Origin of the sequence: Parapusillimonas granuli, from assembly GCF_013416525.1 — a bacterium.
GTDB lineage: Bacteria > Pseudomonadota > Gammaproteobacteria > Burkholderiales > Burkholderiaceae_B > Parapusillimonas > Parapusillimonas granuli.
In genome coordinates, this window is the sequence record NZ_JACCEM010000001.1 from 454,325 (window position 1) to 473,343 (window position 19,019).

General features: G+C 66.1%; 17 protein-coding genes. 9 read left to right on the forward strand and 8 right to left on the reverse strand.

All coding sequences use genetic code 11. From position 1 onward, the window contains the following. Positions 1-81: 81 nt before the first annotated feature. Complete coding sequence (locus tag H0A72_RS02135) at positions 82-897, reverse strand: IclR family transcriptional regulator domain-containing protein (protein ID WP_246437022.1); 816 nt, start codon at positions 895-897, stop codon at positions 82-84. 171 nt (positions 898-1,068) lie between these two features. Between H0A72_RS02135 and H0A72_RS02140 the strand changes: the two genes are divergently transcribed. Both H0A72_RS02140 and H0A72_RS02145 read left to right on the forward strand, forming a co-directional pair. Beyond that, complete coding sequence (locus tag H0A72_RS02140; RefSeq protein ID WP_180153364.1) at positions 1,069-1,911, forward strand: TauD/TfdA dioxygenase family protein; 843 nt, start codon at positions 1,069-1,071, stop codon at positions 1,909-1,911. A 27-nt stretch (positions 1,912-1,938) separates the two neighbouring features. Next, entirely contained in the window at positions 1,939-2,880 is a 942-nt protein-coding gene (locus tag H0A72_RS02145; RefSeq protein WP_180153366.1) for an alpha/beta fold hydrolase, read from the forward strand. Positions 2,881-2,900: 20 nt separating this feature from the next. On the opposite strand, the gene H0A72_RS02150 is transcribed toward H0A72_RS02145, so the two are convergent. From H0A72_RS02150 to H0A72_RS02160, 3 genes are all read right to left on the reverse strand, one after another. Continuing rightward, positions 2,901-3,881, reverse strand: coding sequence for a Bug family tripartite tricarboxylate transporter substrate binding protein (locus H0A72_RS02150; RefSeq protein ID WP_180153367.1), 981 nt, complete (start codon positions 3,879-3,881; stop codon positions 2,901-2,903). 107 nt (positions 3,882-3,988) lie between these two features. Continuing rightward, positions 3,989-4,996: a Bug family tripartite tricarboxylate transporter substrate binding protein gene (locus tag H0A72_RS02155; RefSeq protein ID WP_180153370.1), complete on the reverse strand. Its 1,008-nt coding sequence runs from the start codon at positions 4,994-4,996 to the stop codon at positions 3,989-3,991. 59 nt (positions 4,997-5,055) lie between these two features. Beyond that, entirely contained in the window at positions 5,056-6,618 is a 1,563-nt protein-coding gene (locus H0A72_RS02160) for an acetolactate synthase large subunit (RefSeq protein ID WP_180153372.1), read from the reverse strand. A 168-nt stretch (positions 6,619-6,786) separates the two neighbouring features. Here H0A72_RS02160 and H0A72_RS02165 point away from each other — a divergent pair, with 168 nt between their 5' ends. Genes H0A72_RS02165 through H0A72_RS02190 form a run of 6 tightly spaced genes read left to right on the forward strand, consistent with a single transcriptional unit; the run spans position 6,787 to position 13,693 of the window. Continuing rightward, entirely contained in the window at positions 6,787-7,818 is a 1,032-nt protein-coding gene (locus tag H0A72_RS02165) for a glycoside hydrolase family 88 protein (RefSeq protein WP_343060225.1), read from the forward strand. Positions 7,819-7,820: 2 nt separating this feature from the next. Beyond that, a complete protein-coding gene (locus H0A72_RS02170) occupies positions 7,821-8,999 on the forward strand; it encodes a CaiB/BaiF CoA transferase family protein (RefSeq protein WP_180153374.1) in 1,179 nt (392 codons plus the stop codon). Between the two features lie 38 nt (positions 9,000-9,037). Beyond that, positions 9,038-10,168 (forward strand): acyl-CoA dehydrogenase family protein, encoded by a 1,131-nt coding sequence (locus H0A72_RS02175; protein WP_343060224.1) that lies wholly within the window; start codon positions 9,038-9,040, stop codon positions 10,166-10,168. Between the two features lie 12 nt (positions 10,169-10,180). Next, positions 10,181-11,311 carry a CaiB/BaiF CoA transferase family protein gene (locus H0A72_RS02180; protein ID WP_180153376.1) on the forward strand — a complete coding sequence of 377 codons (1,131 nt, stop codon included), beginning with the start codon at positions 10,181-10,183 and terminating at the stop codon, positions 11,309-11,311. A 39-nt stretch (positions 11,312-11,350) separates the two neighbouring features. Next, positions 11,351-13,033, forward strand: a complete 1,683-nt coding sequence (locus tag H0A72_RS02185; protein ID WP_180153378.1) for an AMP-binding protein — start codon at positions 11,351-11,353, stop codon at positions 13,031-13,033. A 33-nt stretch (positions 13,034-13,066) separates the two neighbouring features. Continuing rightward, positions 13,067-13,693: a TetR/AcrR family transcriptional regulator gene (locus H0A72_RS02190; RefSeq protein WP_180153380.1), complete on the forward strand. Its 627-nt coding sequence runs from the start codon at positions 13,067-13,069 to the stop codon at positions 13,691-13,693. Positions 13,694-13,722: 29 nt separating this feature from the next. Here H0A72_RS02190 and H0A72_RS02195 read toward each other — a convergent pair whose 3' ends face one another. From H0A72_RS02195 to H0A72_RS02210, 4 genes are read right to left on the reverse strand one after another with little or no spacing between them, the layout of a single operon-like run. Continuing rightward, complete coding sequence (locus H0A72_RS02195) at positions 13,723-14,475, reverse strand: GntR family transcriptional regulator (RefSeq protein WP_180153382.1); 753 nt, start codon at positions 14,473-14,475, stop codon at positions 13,723-13,725. A 45-nt stretch (positions 14,476-14,520) separates the two neighbouring features. Beyond that, the gene (locus tag H0A72_RS02200; RefSeq protein WP_180153384.1) at positions 14,521-16,101 is read right to left on the reverse strand and encodes an AMP-binding protein; all 1,581 of its coding nucleotides are present in this window, start codon (positions 16,099-16,101) and stop codon (positions 14,521-14,523) included. Between the two features lie 28 nt (positions 16,102-16,129). Continuing rightward, positions 16,130-17,173, reverse strand: coding sequence for a cyclase family protein (locus H0A72_RS02205; RefSeq protein ID WP_180153386.1), 1,044 nt, complete (start codon positions 17,171-17,173; stop codon positions 16,130-16,132). Between the two features lie 53 nt (positions 17,174-17,226). Beyond that, the gene (locus H0A72_RS02210; RefSeq protein ID WP_180153388.1) at positions 17,227-17,949 is read right to left on the reverse strand and encodes an SDR family oxidoreductase; all 723 of its coding nucleotides are present in this window, start codon (positions 17,947-17,949) and stop codon (positions 17,227-17,229) included. Between the two features lie 87 nt (positions 17,950-18,036). Between H0A72_RS02210 and H0A72_RS02215 the strand changes: the two genes are divergently transcribed. Further along, positions 18,037-19,014, forward strand: a complete 978-nt coding sequence (locus H0A72_RS02215) for a Bug family tripartite tricarboxylate transporter substrate binding protein (protein ID WP_180153390.1) — start codon at positions 18,037-18,039, stop codon at positions 19,012-19,014. The last annotated feature ends 5 nt before the right edge of the window (positions 19,015-19,019 follow it).

Genomic DNA, 19,019 nt, shown 5'->3' on the forward strand with positions numbered 1-19,019 from the left:
TCTCCCGCGTGATCAGCGCCTCTGCGCGAACTCGAGTCTGGGCGGGCGGATCTTGCCGCATCGGCCTGCCGCCACCTGCCGCTAGGCCGGCGTTTCGTCCACGCTCACGAATCGACCGCGTATCTGCCGTTCGGCCTCCCGCAGCGCGGGAAGAAACTGCGCGACCATGTCTTCCTGGCTGCGGCGGCCGTGGACCAGGCTGATGCTGAGGGCGGCGGGCGCGGCCGAGCGGGGCAGGGCCAAAGGGATCGCGACGCCCGCGAAACCTTCCACCAGCTCATCGCTCGAAACGCTGTAGCCTTGTTTGCGGACGGCCTTGAGCCGGCGCTTCAGCGCCGCCGCGGTCGTCAGGGTGTGCGGCGTCAGGGGTTTGAGCGCCGTGCGGGCGAGGTATTGGTCCAGGGCCTGGCCGTCGAGCTGGCTGAGCAGCGCCTGCCCCATGGAGTGCGCGTAGGCGGGCAGCCGGCTGCCGATCTTGAGGTCCAGCTTGAGCGGCTTGTCGGCCTCTTCCCGGCAAAGGAACACGATGTCCGATCCGTCCAGCACGCCGATGGAGCAGGTTTCGCCGACTTCTTCCGCCATTTTGGACAGCACGGGGCGGACCAGGTCGGGCAGGTCCAGGGAGGCGAAATACGCGAAGCCCAGGTCGAGGACCTTGGGGGTCGGGAGGAAGTCGCGGTGGTTCTGTTTCAGGTACCCGAGCGCGGCCAGCGTGAGCAGGATGCGGCGCGCCGAGGCGCGGGTGATGTCGAGGCGGGCTGCCACCTCCTGGATGGTCAGCGTGGGGGTGTCCCGTGAATACAGGCCAAGCGCCTGCAGGCCCTTGGCCAGGCTTTCCAGATGCTCTTTCGCGTTGGGGGCGCTGTGGTTCTCGGTCATGCGGCGTCTTGCGGTCATGTGCCCATGGATGGCGGTTGAAGAGGCGGTGTTCCGCCACTATATCGCAAGCCGGCGGCCGCCTTGACTTCATCTCGGCGGACCATTAAATTGGATGTAGCGAACAAATGTTCGCAATTTTTTGAAAAGACGGCAATCGGGGCGCGGCGATGCGCCCCCCGGGAGACAGCAATGCAAGTAACGCCGCTTTCCTCCAGCCTCGGCGCAGAGGTTGTGGGCATCGATCTGGAAAGCATCGGGGACGATTCCTTCGCCCAGGTAAACCAGCTGGTGCTGGATCATCAGCTGGTCGTGTTCCGCGATCAATCGCTGTCCCCGGAAGGGCAGCTGCGCCTGAGCCGGCGTTTCGGGCCCTTGGACGTCCATCCACTGACTCAGTACAACCACCCGCAGTATCCGGAGATCTTCGTGCTGTCCAATGAGGTCAAGGACGGCAAGCCGGTCGGCATCACCGACGGCGGCTCGTACTGGCATTCCGACTTCGCCTTTCGGGAAAAGCCCGCCAAGGTCACCATGCTGAACGCGCAGAAGATACCCAGCAGCGGCGGCGCCACCTTGTTCGTGAACATGTACCAAACCTATGACGAACTGGTTGAGGAAGTGAAGCAGGCGGTCCAGGGTCGGCGGGCGATCCATCGCTACAGAAAGAAGGCCAAGCCCAACGGCGAGACGACGCGGGTGGAGATGACCCCTGAACAGCTGGCCGCGACCCCGGACGTGGATCACCCCATCGTCCGCACCCACCCCGAAACCGGGCGCAAGGCCTTGTTTGCGCACCCCGGCATCACGGTCAAGATTCTGGACATGGACGACGAATCCAGCGATGCCTTGCTGGGGCGGGTGTTCGATCATTGCACCCAGGAAAAATACCAGTATGCCTATCAATGGCGCCCCGGCGACGTCGTCATGTGGGACAATCGCTGCGTGATGCACAAGGCCACGACGGGCATCGCCGCCGTCTCCGAACCGCGCACGATCTTCCGTACGACCATCATGGGAGACCGGCCCTTCTAGCCGCGCCGTCAAGCCCAGGGGAAACGCTTGTTCCACGAGACTTTCGCGAGCCTTGCGCTCGCATCCGGCCAGGAGATCGCGCCGGTCCGCATCGCTTGGGCGCAGCACGGGGCGCCCCTTGCCCGCGCGCGCAGGGTGTACTTGCTGCTGCACGGCATTACCAGCAGCCCGCAGGCGTTCCTGGGCGATCCCAAGCCGGCGTTCGATGCGGGCTGGTTCCAGGCGTGGGCGGGCGGCGTGTTCGACGCCGAGCACGACTGCATCCTGATGCCGAATGCACTGGGGTCGTGCTTCGGGTCCAGCTCCCCGCTGCATTATCCGGATCCGGCCGGATTCCCCGCGTTCACCATCGAGGATACCGTTGCCTTCTATGCGCAATGGCTGCGCGCGCTTGCCGTGCCGGCGCTGGACGGCGTGATCGGCTATTCCTACGGCGGCTACCAGGCATTCCAGTGGGCCGTGGCGCCCCCCGTGCCCACGGCAAAGGTGGTCGTGCTGGCGTCCGCGCCCAAGGGCAACGGCTCCGAGGCGGACGTGGACGCGCTGCGCGGCCTTGCCGCGAGGCTGGACGCGAACGATCCGCAGGCCCGGCAGGCATGGCGCGCGCAGCGGCTGGATACCTTGAGGCACTACGGCTATGCCGACTGGCTGGCCGAGACGGGCGAGCCGGTGGCGGCGCGGCTGGACGCCGCCGCCGACCTTTGGCTCGCCGAGTTTTCGGCATGGTCGCTGGCCTGCCTCAGGCGGGCCGCCGTGCGCTTCGACGTGCGCGATCGCCTGCGCGGGAAGATGGGCGGCATTCCCATTCTATGGCTGGTGAACCGCGGCGACCACCTGTTCCCCACCAATGAATTCGGGGCGCCGCCGCAGGCCCGGCTGCAGTGCGGCACGGTGCATGGCCGTTTCGGCCATAGTTCCCCCGTGCTCGAGCCCGAGCTCTGGATGCCCGCCGTGCGCGCATTCCTTTGAGCCGGGCCCAGGCCGCGCAACTACTGGATCTTGATACCCTTTTCCTTGATGATGGGACCCCAGCGCTTGACCTCGGAGTCGAGGAACGCCTGGAACTCTTGCGGCGTGCCGCCGCCGGGGAAAACGCCGGAAGCCGTCAGCTTCTCGACGACCTCGGGGGACCGGATCGCCCAGGTGATGTCCTGGGAAATCTTTTCGATCACTTCCTTGGGTGTGCCGCCCTTGGTGAAGATGCCGAACCATGCGGCCGCCTGGAAGCCCGGGAAGCCTTGCTCGGCGATGGTGGGGACGTCCGGCAGCCAAGGCAGGCGCTTGTCCGACGTCACGCCCAGCGCCACGACGCGGCCGCTCTTGATGAGCTCGAGCGCCCCATTGTCGAACATGACTTTGATGCGGCCCGCAACCAGGTCCTGGTGGGCGGGCGAGCTGCCTTTGTACGGGACGTGCTGGAACTTCACCCCCGACTGGCTGGCGAACAATTCACCGCCCAGGTGGGTGAAAGTCAGCGTGCCGGCGGACCCGAAGGGAATGGGCTCTTCGGCGCCGCCCTTGTATTTCTTGATGAACTCGTCGACCGTCTTCACCTTCATGTCGGGATGGGCGATGAATACGCTGGGCACCGAGGTGAGCAGCGTGACGGGCGCCAGGTCTTTCTTCGTGTCGTACGGCAGGGAGTCCATGACCAGCGGGTTCAGGGCGAAAGGCATCGCCGTCATCAGCAGCGTGTAGCCGTCGGGCGCTGAGTTCGCGACCTGCAAGGTGGCGATGACGGTATTGCCGCCCGGCTTGTTCTCCACGACGACTTGCTGTTTCCAGCGTTCGCTGAGCTTCTGGGCCAGGATGCGCGCCTGCGTGTCGGTGGTGCCGCCGGGCGGATAGGCGACGACCAGGCGCACGGGCCTGGTCGGATAGTCGGCCGCCTGGGCGATGCCGGGCGCGATCATGCAGGTGGCGAAGGCGAGCGCCGATAGCGTTTTGCCGATGAAGTGAGCATGTCTCATATGCTGCGTCCTTTGGTTGTGTGGTTATCGAATTTTCTTTTTGAAAGGCATGCGGCGCGGGCATGGCGCGTTGATTCGCTGCGTGCCCGCGCCCCGTGCCGGCCCTTTTACATGGCCTGGATGTTTGCCTCGCGGATCAGTTTGCTCCACCCCTTGCGCTGGTCGACCAGGAACTGCTGGGCTTGCGCGGTCGTGCGCGGCGGCACCACCAGCGATGCGGTCGCCTCGATGCGCTTCTTGAACTCCGGGTCCTCGAGCAAGGTTGCAAGAGACCGCTGGAGCTTGTCGAGCACGTCTTGCGGCGTGCCGCTGGGCGCGAACAGGCCTTTCCAGGACCACGGCGCGAGCTGGTCGAACTCTTTGTAGCCGAGCTCGGACATGGTGGGCACGTCGGGCAGGAGCGGAAGGCGCTTCTGCGCCACCACGCCCAGCGCGTTCGCCTTGCCGCCGGTCACCAGGGGGGCGGCGGTGATGGCGGTGTCGAACACGGTATCGACCTGGCCGCTGATGACGGCCGTCAGGGCCGGCGAGCTGCCGTTGTAGGGCACGTGGACCATGGTGTCCAGCTTGGCGGCGCGCTTGAAGGTTTCACCGGCCAGGTGGGTGGAGTTGCCCGTGCCGGCCGAAGAGAAGCTGATCTTGTCCGGATTCTTCTTCGCGTAGTCGACGAATTCCTTTACCGTCGTGATGCCGCGGTTCTTGTCCACGAGCATGAGGAAGGGGAACTCCGACACGATGCCGATGGGCGTGAAGGCCTTTTCGGCGTCATACGGCAGGTCTTTGTACAGGAACTGGCTGGCGGCGATGTCCGTGCCGCCGATCAGCAAGGTGTAGCCGTCGGGCTTGGCGCGCGCCACATAGGAATTGCCCACCGTGCCGTTGGCGCCGGGCTTGTTCTCGACCACGACGGACATGCCGAAGTCCTTGTTGAAATGCTGGGCGATCATCCGGCCGATCTGGTCGGTGGAGCCGCCCGGCGCGAACGGAACCACGATGACGATGGGCTTGTCCGGATACGCGGCATGGGCGGGGCCGGCCGCCATGGCCGCCAGGCCGCCGGCCAAGCCGGCCAGCAATAGTTTTTTCAGAAAATTGGCGCTCTTTTTTTGTTGCATGGGTGTCTCCTTCGAGAAGGGTTTATATAGTGTCATGCACTGCGGGCGGTTGCCGGCCGCTACAGCAATACTTCGATCAGATTCGGCCCGCCGCTGCGCAGGCCGTTTTCGAGCGCCTTCGCAAAACCGGCCATGGTGTCGACGCGTGTCGCGGACACGCCGTGCCCCTGGGCGAGATGGACCCAGTCGAGGGCGGGCGCGCCGATGGACAGCATGCGCTGGGCATTGGTGGACGCCGGCGGCCCGCCCATGGCGTCGAGTTCGCCGCTCAGGATTTGATACTTCCGGTTGGCGCAGATGACCACGGTGACGTCCAGGCCTTCGCGGGCCATGGTCCAGAGCGACTGCACCGTGTACATGGCACTGCCGTCGCCGATGATGGCGACCACCTTGCGGTCGGGGCAGGCGACGGCGGCGCCGGTGGCGCAAGGCAGCCCGTAGCCGATGGAGCCCCCCGTGATTTCCAGCCAGTCATGCGGCTTTGCGGCGGCGGCGGACGACTGCAGCTGCCTGCCGGTGGTGATGGCTTCGTCGACCACGATGGCGTTTTCGGGCAGCAGGGCCGCCAGCGCGCGCCCCATGTCCAGGGAATTGGGCATGCCGTCGCTCCAGGCCGGCGACACGCCGTCGCTGACATAGGCCACCTGGCTTGGCACGCCGCCCAGGGCGTCGTTCAATTTGGCCAGGGCCGTTTCCACGTCTTCGTCGCCGGTCGCCAGGGTTTCGACCCGGCAATCGGGATGGACCAGGAAACGCGGCTTGTCGGGATAGGCGAAGAACGCCACGGGCTTGATGGCGTCCACCAGGACGAGCAGGCGGATGTCCTTCAGCGTTTCCAGCGCGCCGTTGATCGGGTAGGGGATCTGCGGGATGTTGACCCGGCCGCTGCCCCGTTCGGAACGCGCATTCTTGGTTTCGGCCAGCAGCTTGCAGCCGGTGCGGGCCGCGATCTGGCCGGCCAGGCGTGGCGACAGGCCGCGCATGGCGCGCCCGCCCAGCAGCAGGGCGACGGAACCGGGCGCATGGTCTTTGGACCGCAGCAGCTGCGCGATGGCGTCGATGACCGTGTCGGCCGGGCAGGGCGCGGGCCGCTGCGGCAGTTTTTGGACGCCGCCCGCCGTGCTGGGGCCCCAGGCGGCGTCCGCCGGCAGGATGAGCGAGGCGACGCGCGCGGGCGGGCCGGAGGCGGCCTGGACGGCCGCCGCGGTGTCGTCCGGCGCGGTCATGGACGAGGCGCAAGTGCGCACCCAGTGCGACACCGGGCGGGCGATGCCTTCGATGTCCGAGGTGAGCGGGGCGTCGTGGGCGATGTGGTCGTGCGCATGCTGCCCGATGATGTTCACGATGCCCGAGCGGGCGCGCCTGGCGTTGTGCAGGTTGGCGAAGCCGTTGCCCAGCCCCGGGCCCAGGTGCAGCAGGGTGGCGGCCGGTTTCTGGGCCATGCGGAAATAGCCGTCGGCCGCGCCGGTGACCACGCCTTCGAACAGGCCCAGCACGCAGCGCATTTGCGGAAGGCGGTCCAGCGCCGAGACGAAGTGCATTTCCGACGTTCCAGGGTTGGCGAAGCATACCGAGACGTCATTGTTGAGCAGGGTATGCACCATGGATTCTGAGCCGTTCATTCCTTGTGTTCCTTCTATGTTCCCTTATTGATGATCGTGCCGCTTGGCCATGACATGCACCGCCTGGGCGCCTGCATTTGCTTGACAGTTCCCATCCTGCGCAAATAACATACTAGCCACATAGTATTCATCATGAAAGGGGAAGTCAAGATGTATTTGGAAGAGTTGGTGAGCCGGGTCAGTGGGTACATCAGGGCCAATCCGAATGAACGCGACTGCTGGCAGAAGGGCCCGGCGCTCACGGGTTTGCTGGCATGGGACATGGAAGAGTTCAGGCCCATGGTCCGCAAATGGATAGACCGCGCCGTGGCCACGCAGAAGTCCGACGGCAACCTGAGCTACGGCGACTGGCATACGTCCAGCGGCGGGCATATCCGTTCTTTCACGCCGCTGGCCAGCGAGACGTCCGCGGTGGGCGCGCCCATGCTGGATCTGTATGCGCGCAATGGCGATCGCCGCTACCTCGACAGCGCGGCCCGCCAGTACCAGGCGCTGCTGGACGCGCCCCGCACGTCCGAAGGCGGCATCTGGTCGCGGGGCGAGGGCCCCGAGCTGTGGATAGACTTCACCTACCTGATGTGCCCGTTCATGGCCAAGTACGGCAAGCTGGCCGGCGACCGGGGCGCCACGGACGAAGCGTTCAAGCAGTTCGAGGTGCACGTGCGCAGGCTGGTGGACGCCGAGTTCAAGCTGGCGCGGCATGCCTGGTGCGAAAAGCCCAACCATTTCCCGCAGTCCACGTTCTGGGCGCGCGGCAATGGCTGGCTGCTGGCCTGCTGCGCCGAGCTGCTGCGCATCGCGCCGGATCACCCCGGGGCGGCTTTCGTGCGCGAGACCTACGCCGACACCCTGGGCGCCATGTCCGCCATGCAGGACGCGTCGGGGTATTTCTTTCACGTGCTGGACGACCCGCTCTCCAACCTGGAGGCGTCGTCGACGCTCATGTATGCCTACGCCGCGGAAGAGGCGGTGCAGCTGGGCATAGAGGTGCCGGGCTATTCGCACGCCGAATTGCGCGACAAGGCGCTGCGCGCGTTCAAGGTGGTGGCGGGCGGCGTGGAAGACTCGGGCAAGGTGCCCGGCGTGGCCATGGTGCCCGGCGGCCCCGGCGTGCCCTTCGACTGGACCTTGTTCGGCCAGGGCTTCTTCCTGCTGGCGGCCCACGTGCTGCGTCCCCACCTGGCCGACCTGGAGGCTTGAACATGAGCGCAACGACACCTGAAGGCAAGGGCGCGCGCGCGCGCCGGCCCCTGGAAGGGATCCGGGTCATCGATATGTCGCGGCTGGCGCCGGGCCCGTACTGCAGCATGCTGCTGGCGGACCTCGGGGCGGAAGTGATCGTGGTGGGCGGCGGCCGGGCGGGCAACCCCATCGTCACGTTCTCGCGCGGGAAGCATTTCATCAAGCTCGACCTGAAGGCGCCTGAGGGCCGCGAGGCCTTGCAGCGCCTGTGCCGCACGGCGGACGTATTCCTGGAAAGCTTCCGGCCGGGCGTATCCGACCGGCTGGGCGCCGGCTACGAGGCGCTGAAGGAAATCAATCCGCGGCTCATCTATTGTTCCTTGACGGGCTACGGCCAGGAGGGGCCGCTGGCGCAGGAAGCCGGCCACGACCTGAGCTACCTGGCCTTGACGGGCGTGATGGGCGCCATCGGTCCGAAGGACGGGCCTCCGTCGGCGCCCCTGAACCTGCTGGCCGACTTCGCTTCGGGCAGCTTCATCGCCGCGCTGGGCATCGTGACCGCCCTGTTCGACCGCACGCGCACCGGAACGGGCCAGTACATCGATACCGCCATGATAGACGGCTGCCTGTCGCTGATGGCCATGCATTGGCCGGTCTGGAAGACGCCCATCCTGCCGGAGCGGGGCGATGGCCTGCTGGCGGGCGGGGCGCCCTATTACCGCTGCTACCGCTGCGCGGACGGCAAGTACATTTCCGTGGGGGCGCTGGAAACCCAGTTCTTCACCAACCTGTGGGCCGTCATGATGGGCACGCCGACGCCCGACCACATGGACATGCGTGTCTGGCCCGACATCCGCAAGGCCTTTGAGGACACCTTCATCCTGAAGCCGCGCGACGAATGGACCCGCCTCTTCGAAGGCAAGGACGCCTGCGTCATGCCCGTGCTGGCGCCGGACGAGGTCTGGTCGCACCCGCACATCGCCCAGCGCCATGCCGACAGCTCGCCGGACAACGTACCCGTCGTGCCCCGCTTCGGCGGCGCGCCTTTCCAGCCGCCCGCGACCGACACCACCGACCGTTCCGATGAAATCCTGGCAAGCGCCGGCCTGACGCCGGAGCAGATCGCGCTGGCCAGCCCCGAATCGGAGCGCAACCGGATTCCCTCCCGGACCTGGCCGCCCAAGATGACCTCGTTCTGACCCATGAACACTCCCTATCGGATCCTCAGGAGAAACGCGTGAAGATTACCCACTACGATGAGATGTACGACTCGTTTCGCGACCAGCTGCGCCGGTTCGCGAAAGAGAAAGTCGCGCCCTACGCGGCCAAAGTCGACGAAGAAGAACGGCCGCCCATGGAGGCCTACGAGGCCAGCCGTGCGCTCGGCTTGCCCGGCCTGCCGTTTGCCGAGGAATTCGGCGGGCAGGAAGGCGACGTGCTGTCGCAAATCATTACCGTGGAAGAGCTGGCGCGCGCTTGCGCGTCGTCGGCGACGACCGTCTCCACCTGCTGGATCATGATGCTGGTGCAGCGCTTCGGTTCGGACGAGCAGAAGCGCGCCATCATTCCGCCGGTGGTCCGCGGCGAACAGCGTTCCGCCTGGGGGTTGACGGAACCCAAGGGCGGTTCGGACCTCATGGGGGTGGTGACCTCGGCGAAGAAGACGGCCGGCGGCTGGCTGCTGAACGGCACGAAGCGCTTCATCACCAATGGCGGCTGGGCCGATTGGTACCTGATCTTCGCGCGCACCGAGGCCGACAAGTTCGGCATCTTCCTGGTCAGCAAGCAGGACCCGGGCGTGTCGTTCGGCGCGCCGGAGCGCAAGATGGGCCTGCGCGGCAGCCCCACGTCGGATGTCATCCTGGAAGACTGCCTGATCCCGCTGGACCGCGTCGTGGGCGACCCGGTGCGCGGCGGCGAATACATCCGCGCCGGGCTCCTGGCCTCCAGGCTGAAGTACGCCGCCCATGGCCTGGGCATTGCGCAAGGCGCGCTCGACGAGGCCGTCGCCTACACCAAGAGCCGCGAGCAGTTCGGCCGGCCGGTGTCCGACTTCCAGATGGTGAAGGGCATGGTGGCGGACATGGCCATGCGGGTCGAGGCCGGGCGCGCGCTGCTGCTGCATGCCGCCACGCTGGTGATGAACAACGATCCGGGCGCCAAGAAGTACGCATCCATGGCCAAGGTCATGTGCACCGACGCCGCCATGTCGGTGGCGACCGATGCGGTGCAGCTGCACGGCGGCTATGGGTACCTGAAGGATTATCCGGTGGAGCGCATGCTGCGCGACGCCAAGGTCACCCAGATCTGGGAAGGCACGAACCAGATCCAGCGCCTGATGATCGCCAAAGACGTCTATGCGGGTTGAACGGAGCGCGACATGTCATCGGTATTGGAAGGAATCAAGGTCCTGGAGCTCTGCGAAGTGTTCCAGGGGCCGCTGGCCGGGCAGATATTGGGCGACTTCGGCGCCGATGTGATCAAGATCGAGAAGCCGGGCAAGGGGGATTCCCTGCGCCACAGCGACACGGTCGCCACGGCCCTGGGGAAAATGGGCGGCTATTTTGCGGCCGTGAACCGCAACAAGCGCTCCATCTGCCTGAACCTGAAGGACGACGGCGATCGCGCCGCCTTCCTCGAGCTGGTGAAGGAGGCCGACGTCCTCATGCACAATTACCGGCCGGGGGTGCTGGAAAAACTCGGGTTCGGCTACGACAGGCTGGAGCCCCTGAACCCGGGCCTGATCTATGCCGCGGCCAGCGGCTTCGGCGAGACCGGCCCGCTGTCCGGCATGGCGGGCCAGGACTTCCTGATCCAGTCCATCAGCGGCCTGGGCAAGAAGACGACCGCCGGCGGCGACCACCCCACCTTCATCAACGTGCCGATCGCCGACTACACCTCGGGCGTGCTGCTGGCGCAGGGCATACTGCTGGCGCTGCTGGAGCGCAACCGGTCGGGGCGGGGCCAGCAGGTGAACGTTTCCCTGTTCAGCGCGCTGATCGCCATGCAGAGCCTCGAGGCGGCGACCCTGCTGAATTACGACTACGAAACCCGATGGTACGAGCGGGCGCTGAACTTCACCGCGGCGGCGAGCGACGGCTGGCTGAGCGTGATCGGCTTCTTCCGCGACAATCCCTTGCAACTGATCTGCCGGGCCCTGGGCATCGAAGACCTATCCCTCAAGCCCGAATGGCGGGACAAGCACGCGCAGGCGCGCCACAAGGAAGAGATCGCGGCCATGCTCAGGCCGCTGTTCAAGGCGATGACGGTCGAGGAAAGCGTGGGCAGGCTGCAGGGGCAAGGGGTGCTGGCGGCGCCGATATTGGGGCTGGACGAAGCGCTGGCCCATGCGCAGACCCGCGAGAACGGCCTGATCGCCGCGGTTCCGGTCGACGGCCAGGAAGACATGCGCCTGGTGGCCAATCCACTCAGGCTTTCCAGGACGCCGGCCACGGTTCGGCGCGGTCCGCCCGCGCTTGGTGCTCATCGGGACGAAATACTCGATAATTGATCCGATTCAACGAGCACGGAGCCGATCAAGGTGCAGGACATGAAAGCGACGCAGGAACAGGGCGGCCAGGCAGCCGGAACGGGGGCCCTGGCGGTGCCCGACGCGCTCGATGCGGGCTGGACGGTGCCGGGGATACTTCGGGAGTCGGTGCGGCGGCATGGTTCCCGGCCTTCGCTCGAGGTCGTGGGCGGCGTGTCGGAAACCTACGACCAGACCTGGGAAAACGTTTCGCATCTGGCCAGGTGCCTGTACCGCCAGGGCGTGCGGCCGCAGCAGCGGGTGCTGATCATGCTGGCCAATACCCATCTTGCCGTGCACGGGTGGCTGGCCGTGAATCTGCTCAATGCGGTGGACGTCAGCATCAACACGGGCTACAAGGGCCAGAGCCTGGAGCACGCGGCCAACCTCAGCGCGGCGCAAATCCTGATGACCACGTCCGACCACCTGCCGGTGATCTTGCGCTCGCAGCCGCGGTTGGCTTGCCTGCGCACCATCATCCTGATGGACGATGCCGATGCCGGCGACCGGCCCGCCGGCGCCCCCTTGAACATCCTGCGCTTCCGCGATCTCGAGGCGGCGCCGGCCGACTGCCTGAACGGCCCGCCCGCCATGCCCTGGGACATCGGCTCGGTGATCTACACCTCCGGGACCAGCGGGCCGGCCAAGGGCGTGATGATGCCTCACGGCCAGATCGCCCTGCTGTCCAGGCTGTCGGCCGCCAAGACCCGCCTGTCTGCCGACGACGTCTTTTTTTCGTTCTATCCCATGTACCACATGGCGGGCAAGTTCATGTCGGTGCTGGCCACTTTGTCCGTCGGCGGCAAGCTCATCCTGGACACGGGCTTCACGCCCGGCGAATGGCTGAACCGGATCCGGGCCTACGGCGCCACCATCACCGCGGCGCACGGCCCCATGCTCGAAATGGTGTTTGCCCAGCCGCCTTCCCCCGCCGACAAAGACCACCGCTTGCGCCTGCTGCGCACGGCGCCGTTTCCGAAACGCATCGCCGCGGCCTTCGAAGAGCGGTTCGGCGTCCGAGGGCAGGAAGTCTGGGGCATGACCGAGACCGGCGTGGCATGCTGGGTGGATCCCGACGAACCCTTGCGGGTGGGTTGCTGCGGCCGGGTGGACGAAAGCTGGTATGAGTTCGCGGTGGTGGACCCCGCCACGGACATGAAGCTGCCCGCCGGAACGGTCGGAGAGTTCGTGCTGCGGCCCAGAATGCCCTGGACCATGATGCAGGGCTATCTGGGCATGCCGGAAAAGACGCTGGACGCCTGGAGGAATTTCTGGTTCCATACGGGCGATTGCGGCTATGTCGACGCCGACGGCTACGTGTATTTCATCGACCGCGTCAAAGAGCGCATCCGGCGGCGCGCCGAAAACATTTCCGCGGGCGACATCGAGGCCGCCGCGCTTGCCCACCCGCTGGTCAAGGAAGCGGCGGCGCTGGGCGTGCCCTCCGGATTCGAAGGCGATGACGATATCTTGTTATGCTTGGTCATGAAGCCTGGAGCCGAGCTGGATCACGTGGAGCTCCTGCGCTTCCTGCTTGGCGAACTGCCGCACTTCATGGTGCCGCGCTATTTATGCCAACTGGACGTCCTGCCCCGGACGCCGACCGGCAAGCTGCAGCGCGCCATGCTGAGCGACGTGGTCGCCAGGCCAGAGGTCTGGGACAGAAAGCGCGCCGACGTGGCGTTGCGCGGCCTGATTGCCTGAGGGCGGGCACGAATCAAAAGGAATGACGTTGTAATGGCGAGCAAGAGAGGCGACAGCGAGGTAAGCATAGAAAAAATCGAAAGCGCGGCTTTGCAGCTTTTTGCAAAAAAGGGCTATTCGAATACCAGCCTGGAGCAGGTGGCGGCGATGGCCGGCTTCACCAAGGGGGCTGTCTACTACTACTTCAAGACCAAGGAAACGCTGCTGCTGCATTTGCTGGCGCGCATCCAGGAACGCTCCATCCTGGCGACCGCCGCGCGCGTCCGCGAGATGCCGGGCGGGGCGATCCAGAAGCTGGAGGCGTTCGTGCAGCTGCAGGCCCAGTGGGCGGCCACCTACCCGAACGACCTGGTGATCCTGGTGCTGACCAGCCTGGAATTCCATGACGCCGACACGCCGGTGCGCGAGGCGATCCGGGACTACTACCGCCACATGGAGGCGCTGCTGACGGAGGTGTTCACGGCGGGCAAGGAAACGGGCGAGATCGGCCAGAAGGTGGACGTAAGCGCCGCCGTGCTGGCCAATATCGCGCGCCATGACGGCAACATGCTGTTGTGGCACCGCAGCGGCTGCGATCCTTCGGTCGGCCGCGTGTTGACGTCGGCGGCGCGCCATGCGGTCAGGCAGTTCGGGGTGGAGGCGGGCCAGGTTGTGGCTTAGAAAGGGGCCGGGCTTTCCTGCGCTGCACGCTAGCGCGCCAGCATGTCCAGTTCCAGCTTGACGAACTTCGTCGGAAACTCCAGCCGCGCATAATAAATGATCACGCCCTCCGAACACGCAAAGCGCGTCACCTCCGCCACGCTCTCGCCCGGCTGCAGCAGCAAGGCATTGGCCGACTGGAAGCTGGCGTCGATGATCGTCAGGCGCTGACGCGATTCCGATATCGTCAGCCCCGGAATGCGCGCAATGACCGAAGCGGCCGCCTGCGCAAGAAACGCCTTCCGGTGCTTGCGGAACAGCGGCTCCGCAATGTAGACCTCGCTGTAGCAATAGGGCACCCCATCGCTGCTGTGCAGCCGGCACAGATGCTGATAAGAAGGCGCCGGCTTGCCGTTGCACGCCATGTTGAAGGGCGGCAGCTGCCTGGCGCCGCCCTCCGATTCAACGTAACGATGGGTGCCCAGCACGTCGCTGAGCGCGACCGCCTCCTGCCAGCTGGTGGGCAGCGACAGCGAATAGGCCGCGCTGCTGCGCCGCTCGACGAACGTTCCCTTCCCCCGGCGCCGGGAGATCAGGCCGTCCGCTTCCAGGACGCCCAGCGCATTGCGCAGCGTCATGCGCGATACCTGGTAGGTTTGCATGAGCTCCTGGAGCGGCGGGATCTGGTGGCCGACCGGCCATGCGCCCGAGTCCAGGCAGCGCTTGAACTCGGTGGCCAGCTGCAGGTATAGCGGCTGCCGGCTGCGGCTCATGGCCGCTTGGTTGGGACTAAGGTCGGACATGGCTGATTTCAGAATGGAGGCGCGCAACCCGGCGCCGCGGGCGGGTCAACCTGCGTTCAAGAGCTCCAGCGCCATTTCCTGCAGCTTGCCCCGCTGGATTTTATTCGAGTTGGCGCTTTCCACGACCGGGAAGGACGCCACGACGCCGACCCGCAGGGGAACCTTGAAGCCCGCCAATTGCGCTTTGCAGGCGGCGATGATGCCGCTTTCCTGCACGGCATGGCCGGGCTTGGCGATGACGAAGGCCACCGGCACCGTCTTGCCCTGATGCGCCACGCCGACCACCTGGCAGTTGTTCACGCCGTCCAGGCTTTCGATGTAGTTTTCGATTTCCAGCGGGTTGACCAGGAAGCCGCTGAGCCGCAGGAAGTCGCCGCGCCGGGCATGGAAGACGAAGCTGCGGTCGTCGACCGTATGGCCCAGGTCGCCCGTGCGGAAATAGCCTTCGGCATCGATGGCTTTCGCCGTGGCGGCTTCGTTGTCCAGATAGCCTTTCATCAGGCTGGGCGTGCGGATTTCGATTTCGCCCACTTCGCCATGGGGCAGGATCTCGTTGGTTTCGATGTCGCGCGCCCGTACGCGGGCCTCGGGCGCGACCAGATGCCCGCCCGCCCGCTGGCGTTCGGACAGCGGCGCATCCGGGGACTGGCCGGCCGTCAGCGCCTGCAGTTCGCTGGAGCCATACAGGCCGACCAGCTTGATGCCGGCCTGTTCCATGCGTTCGGGCAGGTCTTCCAGGGACGGGGCGAAGCTGGCGAAGCCCGCCACCCGCAGCGAAGGGAAGGGCTGGTCCTGGGCGCCGGCCGCGTCGAGGATGCGGTCGAGCAATTCATTGTTGGCGAAGGTGTGCGTGACCCGCCTTTGCTGGATTTGCGCGGCGCATTCGGCCGGATTCAATACGGGCGACGAAACCAGCGCGGCGCCGGCCGCCAGGCCGCCCAGCGCGGACGAGAATCCGAACGCCCCGCATAGCGGCGCGCCCAGCAGCACGGCGTCGCTCGGCCCCATGCCGAAATAGCGCGCGACGTTATGCCCATGGCTGATGAGGGTTTGCTGGTCGTGGACGACCAGCTTGGACTGCGATGTGGTGCCCGAGGTCGTGTAGACCAGGGCGTGGGCGCTGCCCGGCGCCTGGGGCACGCCGTCCAGGGCATCGGCCGGCGCGGCATCCGAATAGTGGAATGAGCCGGCCCCCGCGACCAGCGGTTCTTCGCTCGCTTCGCCCACGACCATGACGGCCTTCAGGCCCCGCAGCTGCCCGGGATCCACGTCGCCGAGGATCTGCCGGAAGGGCAGGCCCTTGAAGGACGGCCACATGGCCAGCCACCGGCATTTGCCCCGGGAGATCAGGTCGCCCACTTCGCGGCTGCGGAAGCGCGTGTTCATGGAGACGACGGTGATGCCCAGGCGGGCGCAGGCCATGAAGGTCGCCAGCCAGGCGGTGCAGTTCGGCAGCCACAGCGCCAGCCGGTCGCCTTGGCGCGCGCCCTGCGCATGCAGCAGGCCGGCGACGCGGATGGACTCGGCCAGCAGTTCGCTGTATTGGACCGGCTGGTCGGCGTCGTAGAAGGCGACGGCGTCCGGGCGCTGGGTGGCGTGGCGTTCGAGTAGCGTGGCGAAGTTCATGGCGTGGCGGTGCGTGATGGAAACGGGTTCAGACGGTGGCGATGGGAGTGACCGGCGAGCCGACGGCGCCGGGCAGGCGCAGGGGCGGGGCGGTCAGCAAGAAGCGGTTGCGCTGGTGGGCGTGCAGCCACTCGGCCAGATCGCGCAGATACCAGAGCTCGGCCAAAGGCAGGCCCAGCTTGAACAGGCAATGGTGGTGCAGGGGCAGCAGCGATTTTTTGGCGCCTTCGGTACGGGCCGGGTAGGCTTCCACCGCGTAGTTGTCGGCGCAGATCGCGGCGATGCCGCTTTCGGTGATCCAGTTCAGCAGCTGGGTGTCCGCGCCGTCGAGCACGGCGCCGGATTCGTGCAGCTTGTCGCCGTCGGGCTTGCCGGCCATTTCCAGGACGGTTTCCGCAAAACCCGTGCGCAGCACCAGCATATCGCCTTTTTCGACCTCGATGCCGTCCGATTCCAGGATGGCGGCAAGTTCCTTGTAGCCGATCAGCGTGCGCCCGTGGCCGAAGTGGCGCACGAAATCGACCATGACGCCGCGGCCCTGCATGCCTTTGACGGCGAAGTTGTCGATGCTCAGCTTCTTGGCGCCGAAGGCGGCGCCGCCATGGCCGCAGCAGCCCTCGCCTTCGTGCCGCTCGGGCGCGTCGGGGATGTCGGCGCCGGCCTGGTAGCCGTTGTAGTAGACCTTGCGCGGCGTGCCGCTGCCGTCGACGTCGAACTGGGCGCCGATGTGGGCCAGGGCGTCCCACTGGGTCGAGTACTGCAGGGACAGCGTGACCTGGTCGTCGCTGAGCACGTCGATGGACGCGGCATCGAGGTTTTCCATGGGGAAGTTCATGTACGGCACGCCGTCGCGCTCGGTGGCCGCCAGGCGCGGCGGCTTGCGGCGCGGGTTCAGCACCATGCCGCCGGGCAGGTCCAGGGGCAGGGACAGGCAGAAGACCTTGCCTTCACGCACTTCGCGCACCCCTTTCAGCACTTGTTCCTGGGTCAGCAAGTTGACGCGCCCGAGTTGATCGTCGGGGCCGAAGTCCCCCCAGTTCGAGCCCTCGGGGCGTTGTGTCCAGCGTGTCATGCGTGTCTCCGTCGTCTCTAGAAAATGGAATGGATGGAATGGCGGGAATGTGTTCAGGCGGCGCCTATGGTGATGCCGCCGCATACGTAATGCGTTTGCCCGGTGACGAAGCCGCAGCGTTCGTCCATGAAGTAGGCCACGGCGTGGGCCACGTCTTCGGGCTGCCCGATGCGGCCGACGGGAATGCCCGCCAGCAGCTTGCGGGTGGCCTCGTTTTGCGCGTCGTTGGCGTCGCGGAAGAATTCCGTGGCGATGGGCCCGGGGGCGATGGCGTTGACGGTGATGCCGTCGGCCGCCAGTTCCAGCGCCCAGGTGCGCGTCATGCCGTTGATGCCGGCCTTGGTGGTGCTGTACAGCGTGCGCGCCGGCTTGCCCAGCGCGGCGCGCGAGCCGATGTTGATGATGCGGCCGCGGCCCAGCGCGCGCATGCCGGGCAGCAGGGCTTGCGCGCACAGGATGTTCACTTCCAGGTTCAGGGCGACGGCCTTGTAGAGTTCGGTGGTGTCCACGTCTTCGAGGCGGCCGGTGGGAACGAAGCCCACGTTGTTGACCAGGCCGTAATAGGGCGCCCGCGCGGCGATTTCGGCCAGCGTCTTCTTGACGGCGTCGCGTTCGGCCAGGTCGACGGTGTAGAACGGCATGGCGTCGGGCCAGTCGGCGGGCCGTGTACGCGCGATGCCGGTGACGGTGTAGCCGTCTTGGGCCAGGCGGTCGCAGATGCTGCGACCGATGCCGCGGCTGGCGCCGGTGACGAGCACGTTCAGTTGAGTTTCCATGTATTCGCGTCAGGGTTATTGTTCTACAAAGCTAGACTTTTAGTTTATTATAAGTTCTTGTGTCGCTCAATCGAAAGGAGACAAATAATGAAGCAGCTCAATTTCACGTTCGCCCGCAAACTGGTGCTGGGCCTCTTGGGCGTCGGTTTCGCCGTGGCGTCGGCGCAGGCGGGCGCTCAGGCCTACCCCACGCGGCCCATCCAGCTGGTCGTGGGCTATGGCGCCGGCGGCGGCACCGACATGTGCTTCCGCGCCCTGGCCCTTACCGCCAGCAAGGAACTCGGCCAATCGGTCGTGGTCGAGAACAAGCCGGGCGCCGGCTCGTCTCTTTCCATCGGCTACATCGCGCGCCAGAAACCCGACGGCTACAACATCGCGGCCTTGTCCACGGGCGCGGTGCTCAACCAGTTCCTCGTTCCCAGCATCGACTATGACGTCATGAAGGACTTGACGCCCATCGCCATGGTCGCGCAGTACCAGGTCGGCCTGCTGGTGCGCGCCGACTCGCCCTTGAAAACGCTGGACGACGTCATCAAGAAAGCCAAGCAGGCGCCCGACACCATCGCATTCAGCACTGCGGGCGTGGGCACGCCGCAGCACCTGACCATGGTCAAGCTGGGCGAGCAGACCGGCGTGAAATGGACCCACGTCGCCTACAAGAGCGGCATAGAGGCTTCCACGGCCCTGGTGCGCGGCGACGTCGAGGTCATGGCGCAGACCGCCGAATGGGTGCCCTTCGTGCGCGACGGCCGCCTGCGTCTGCTCAACGTGTTCACGGAATCGCGCATGGCCGGCTTCGAAGACGCGCCGACCCTGGTGGAAGCCGGCTACGACCTGGTGGCGCCCAGCATTCTCGGCATCGTCGGCCCCAAGGGCATGGATCCCGCCGTCGTGGCCAAGATAGACAAGGCCTTCAAGGCCGCCATCGATACGGAACAGTTCCGCAATTGCACGGACCAGTTCGGCTTGAAGACCGACTACAAGGATGCCGCCGCCTTCACGCAGCACATCCAGCAAACCATAGGCAAATGGGCGCCCGTCATCAAGAACATGGACACCAAATAGGCGGC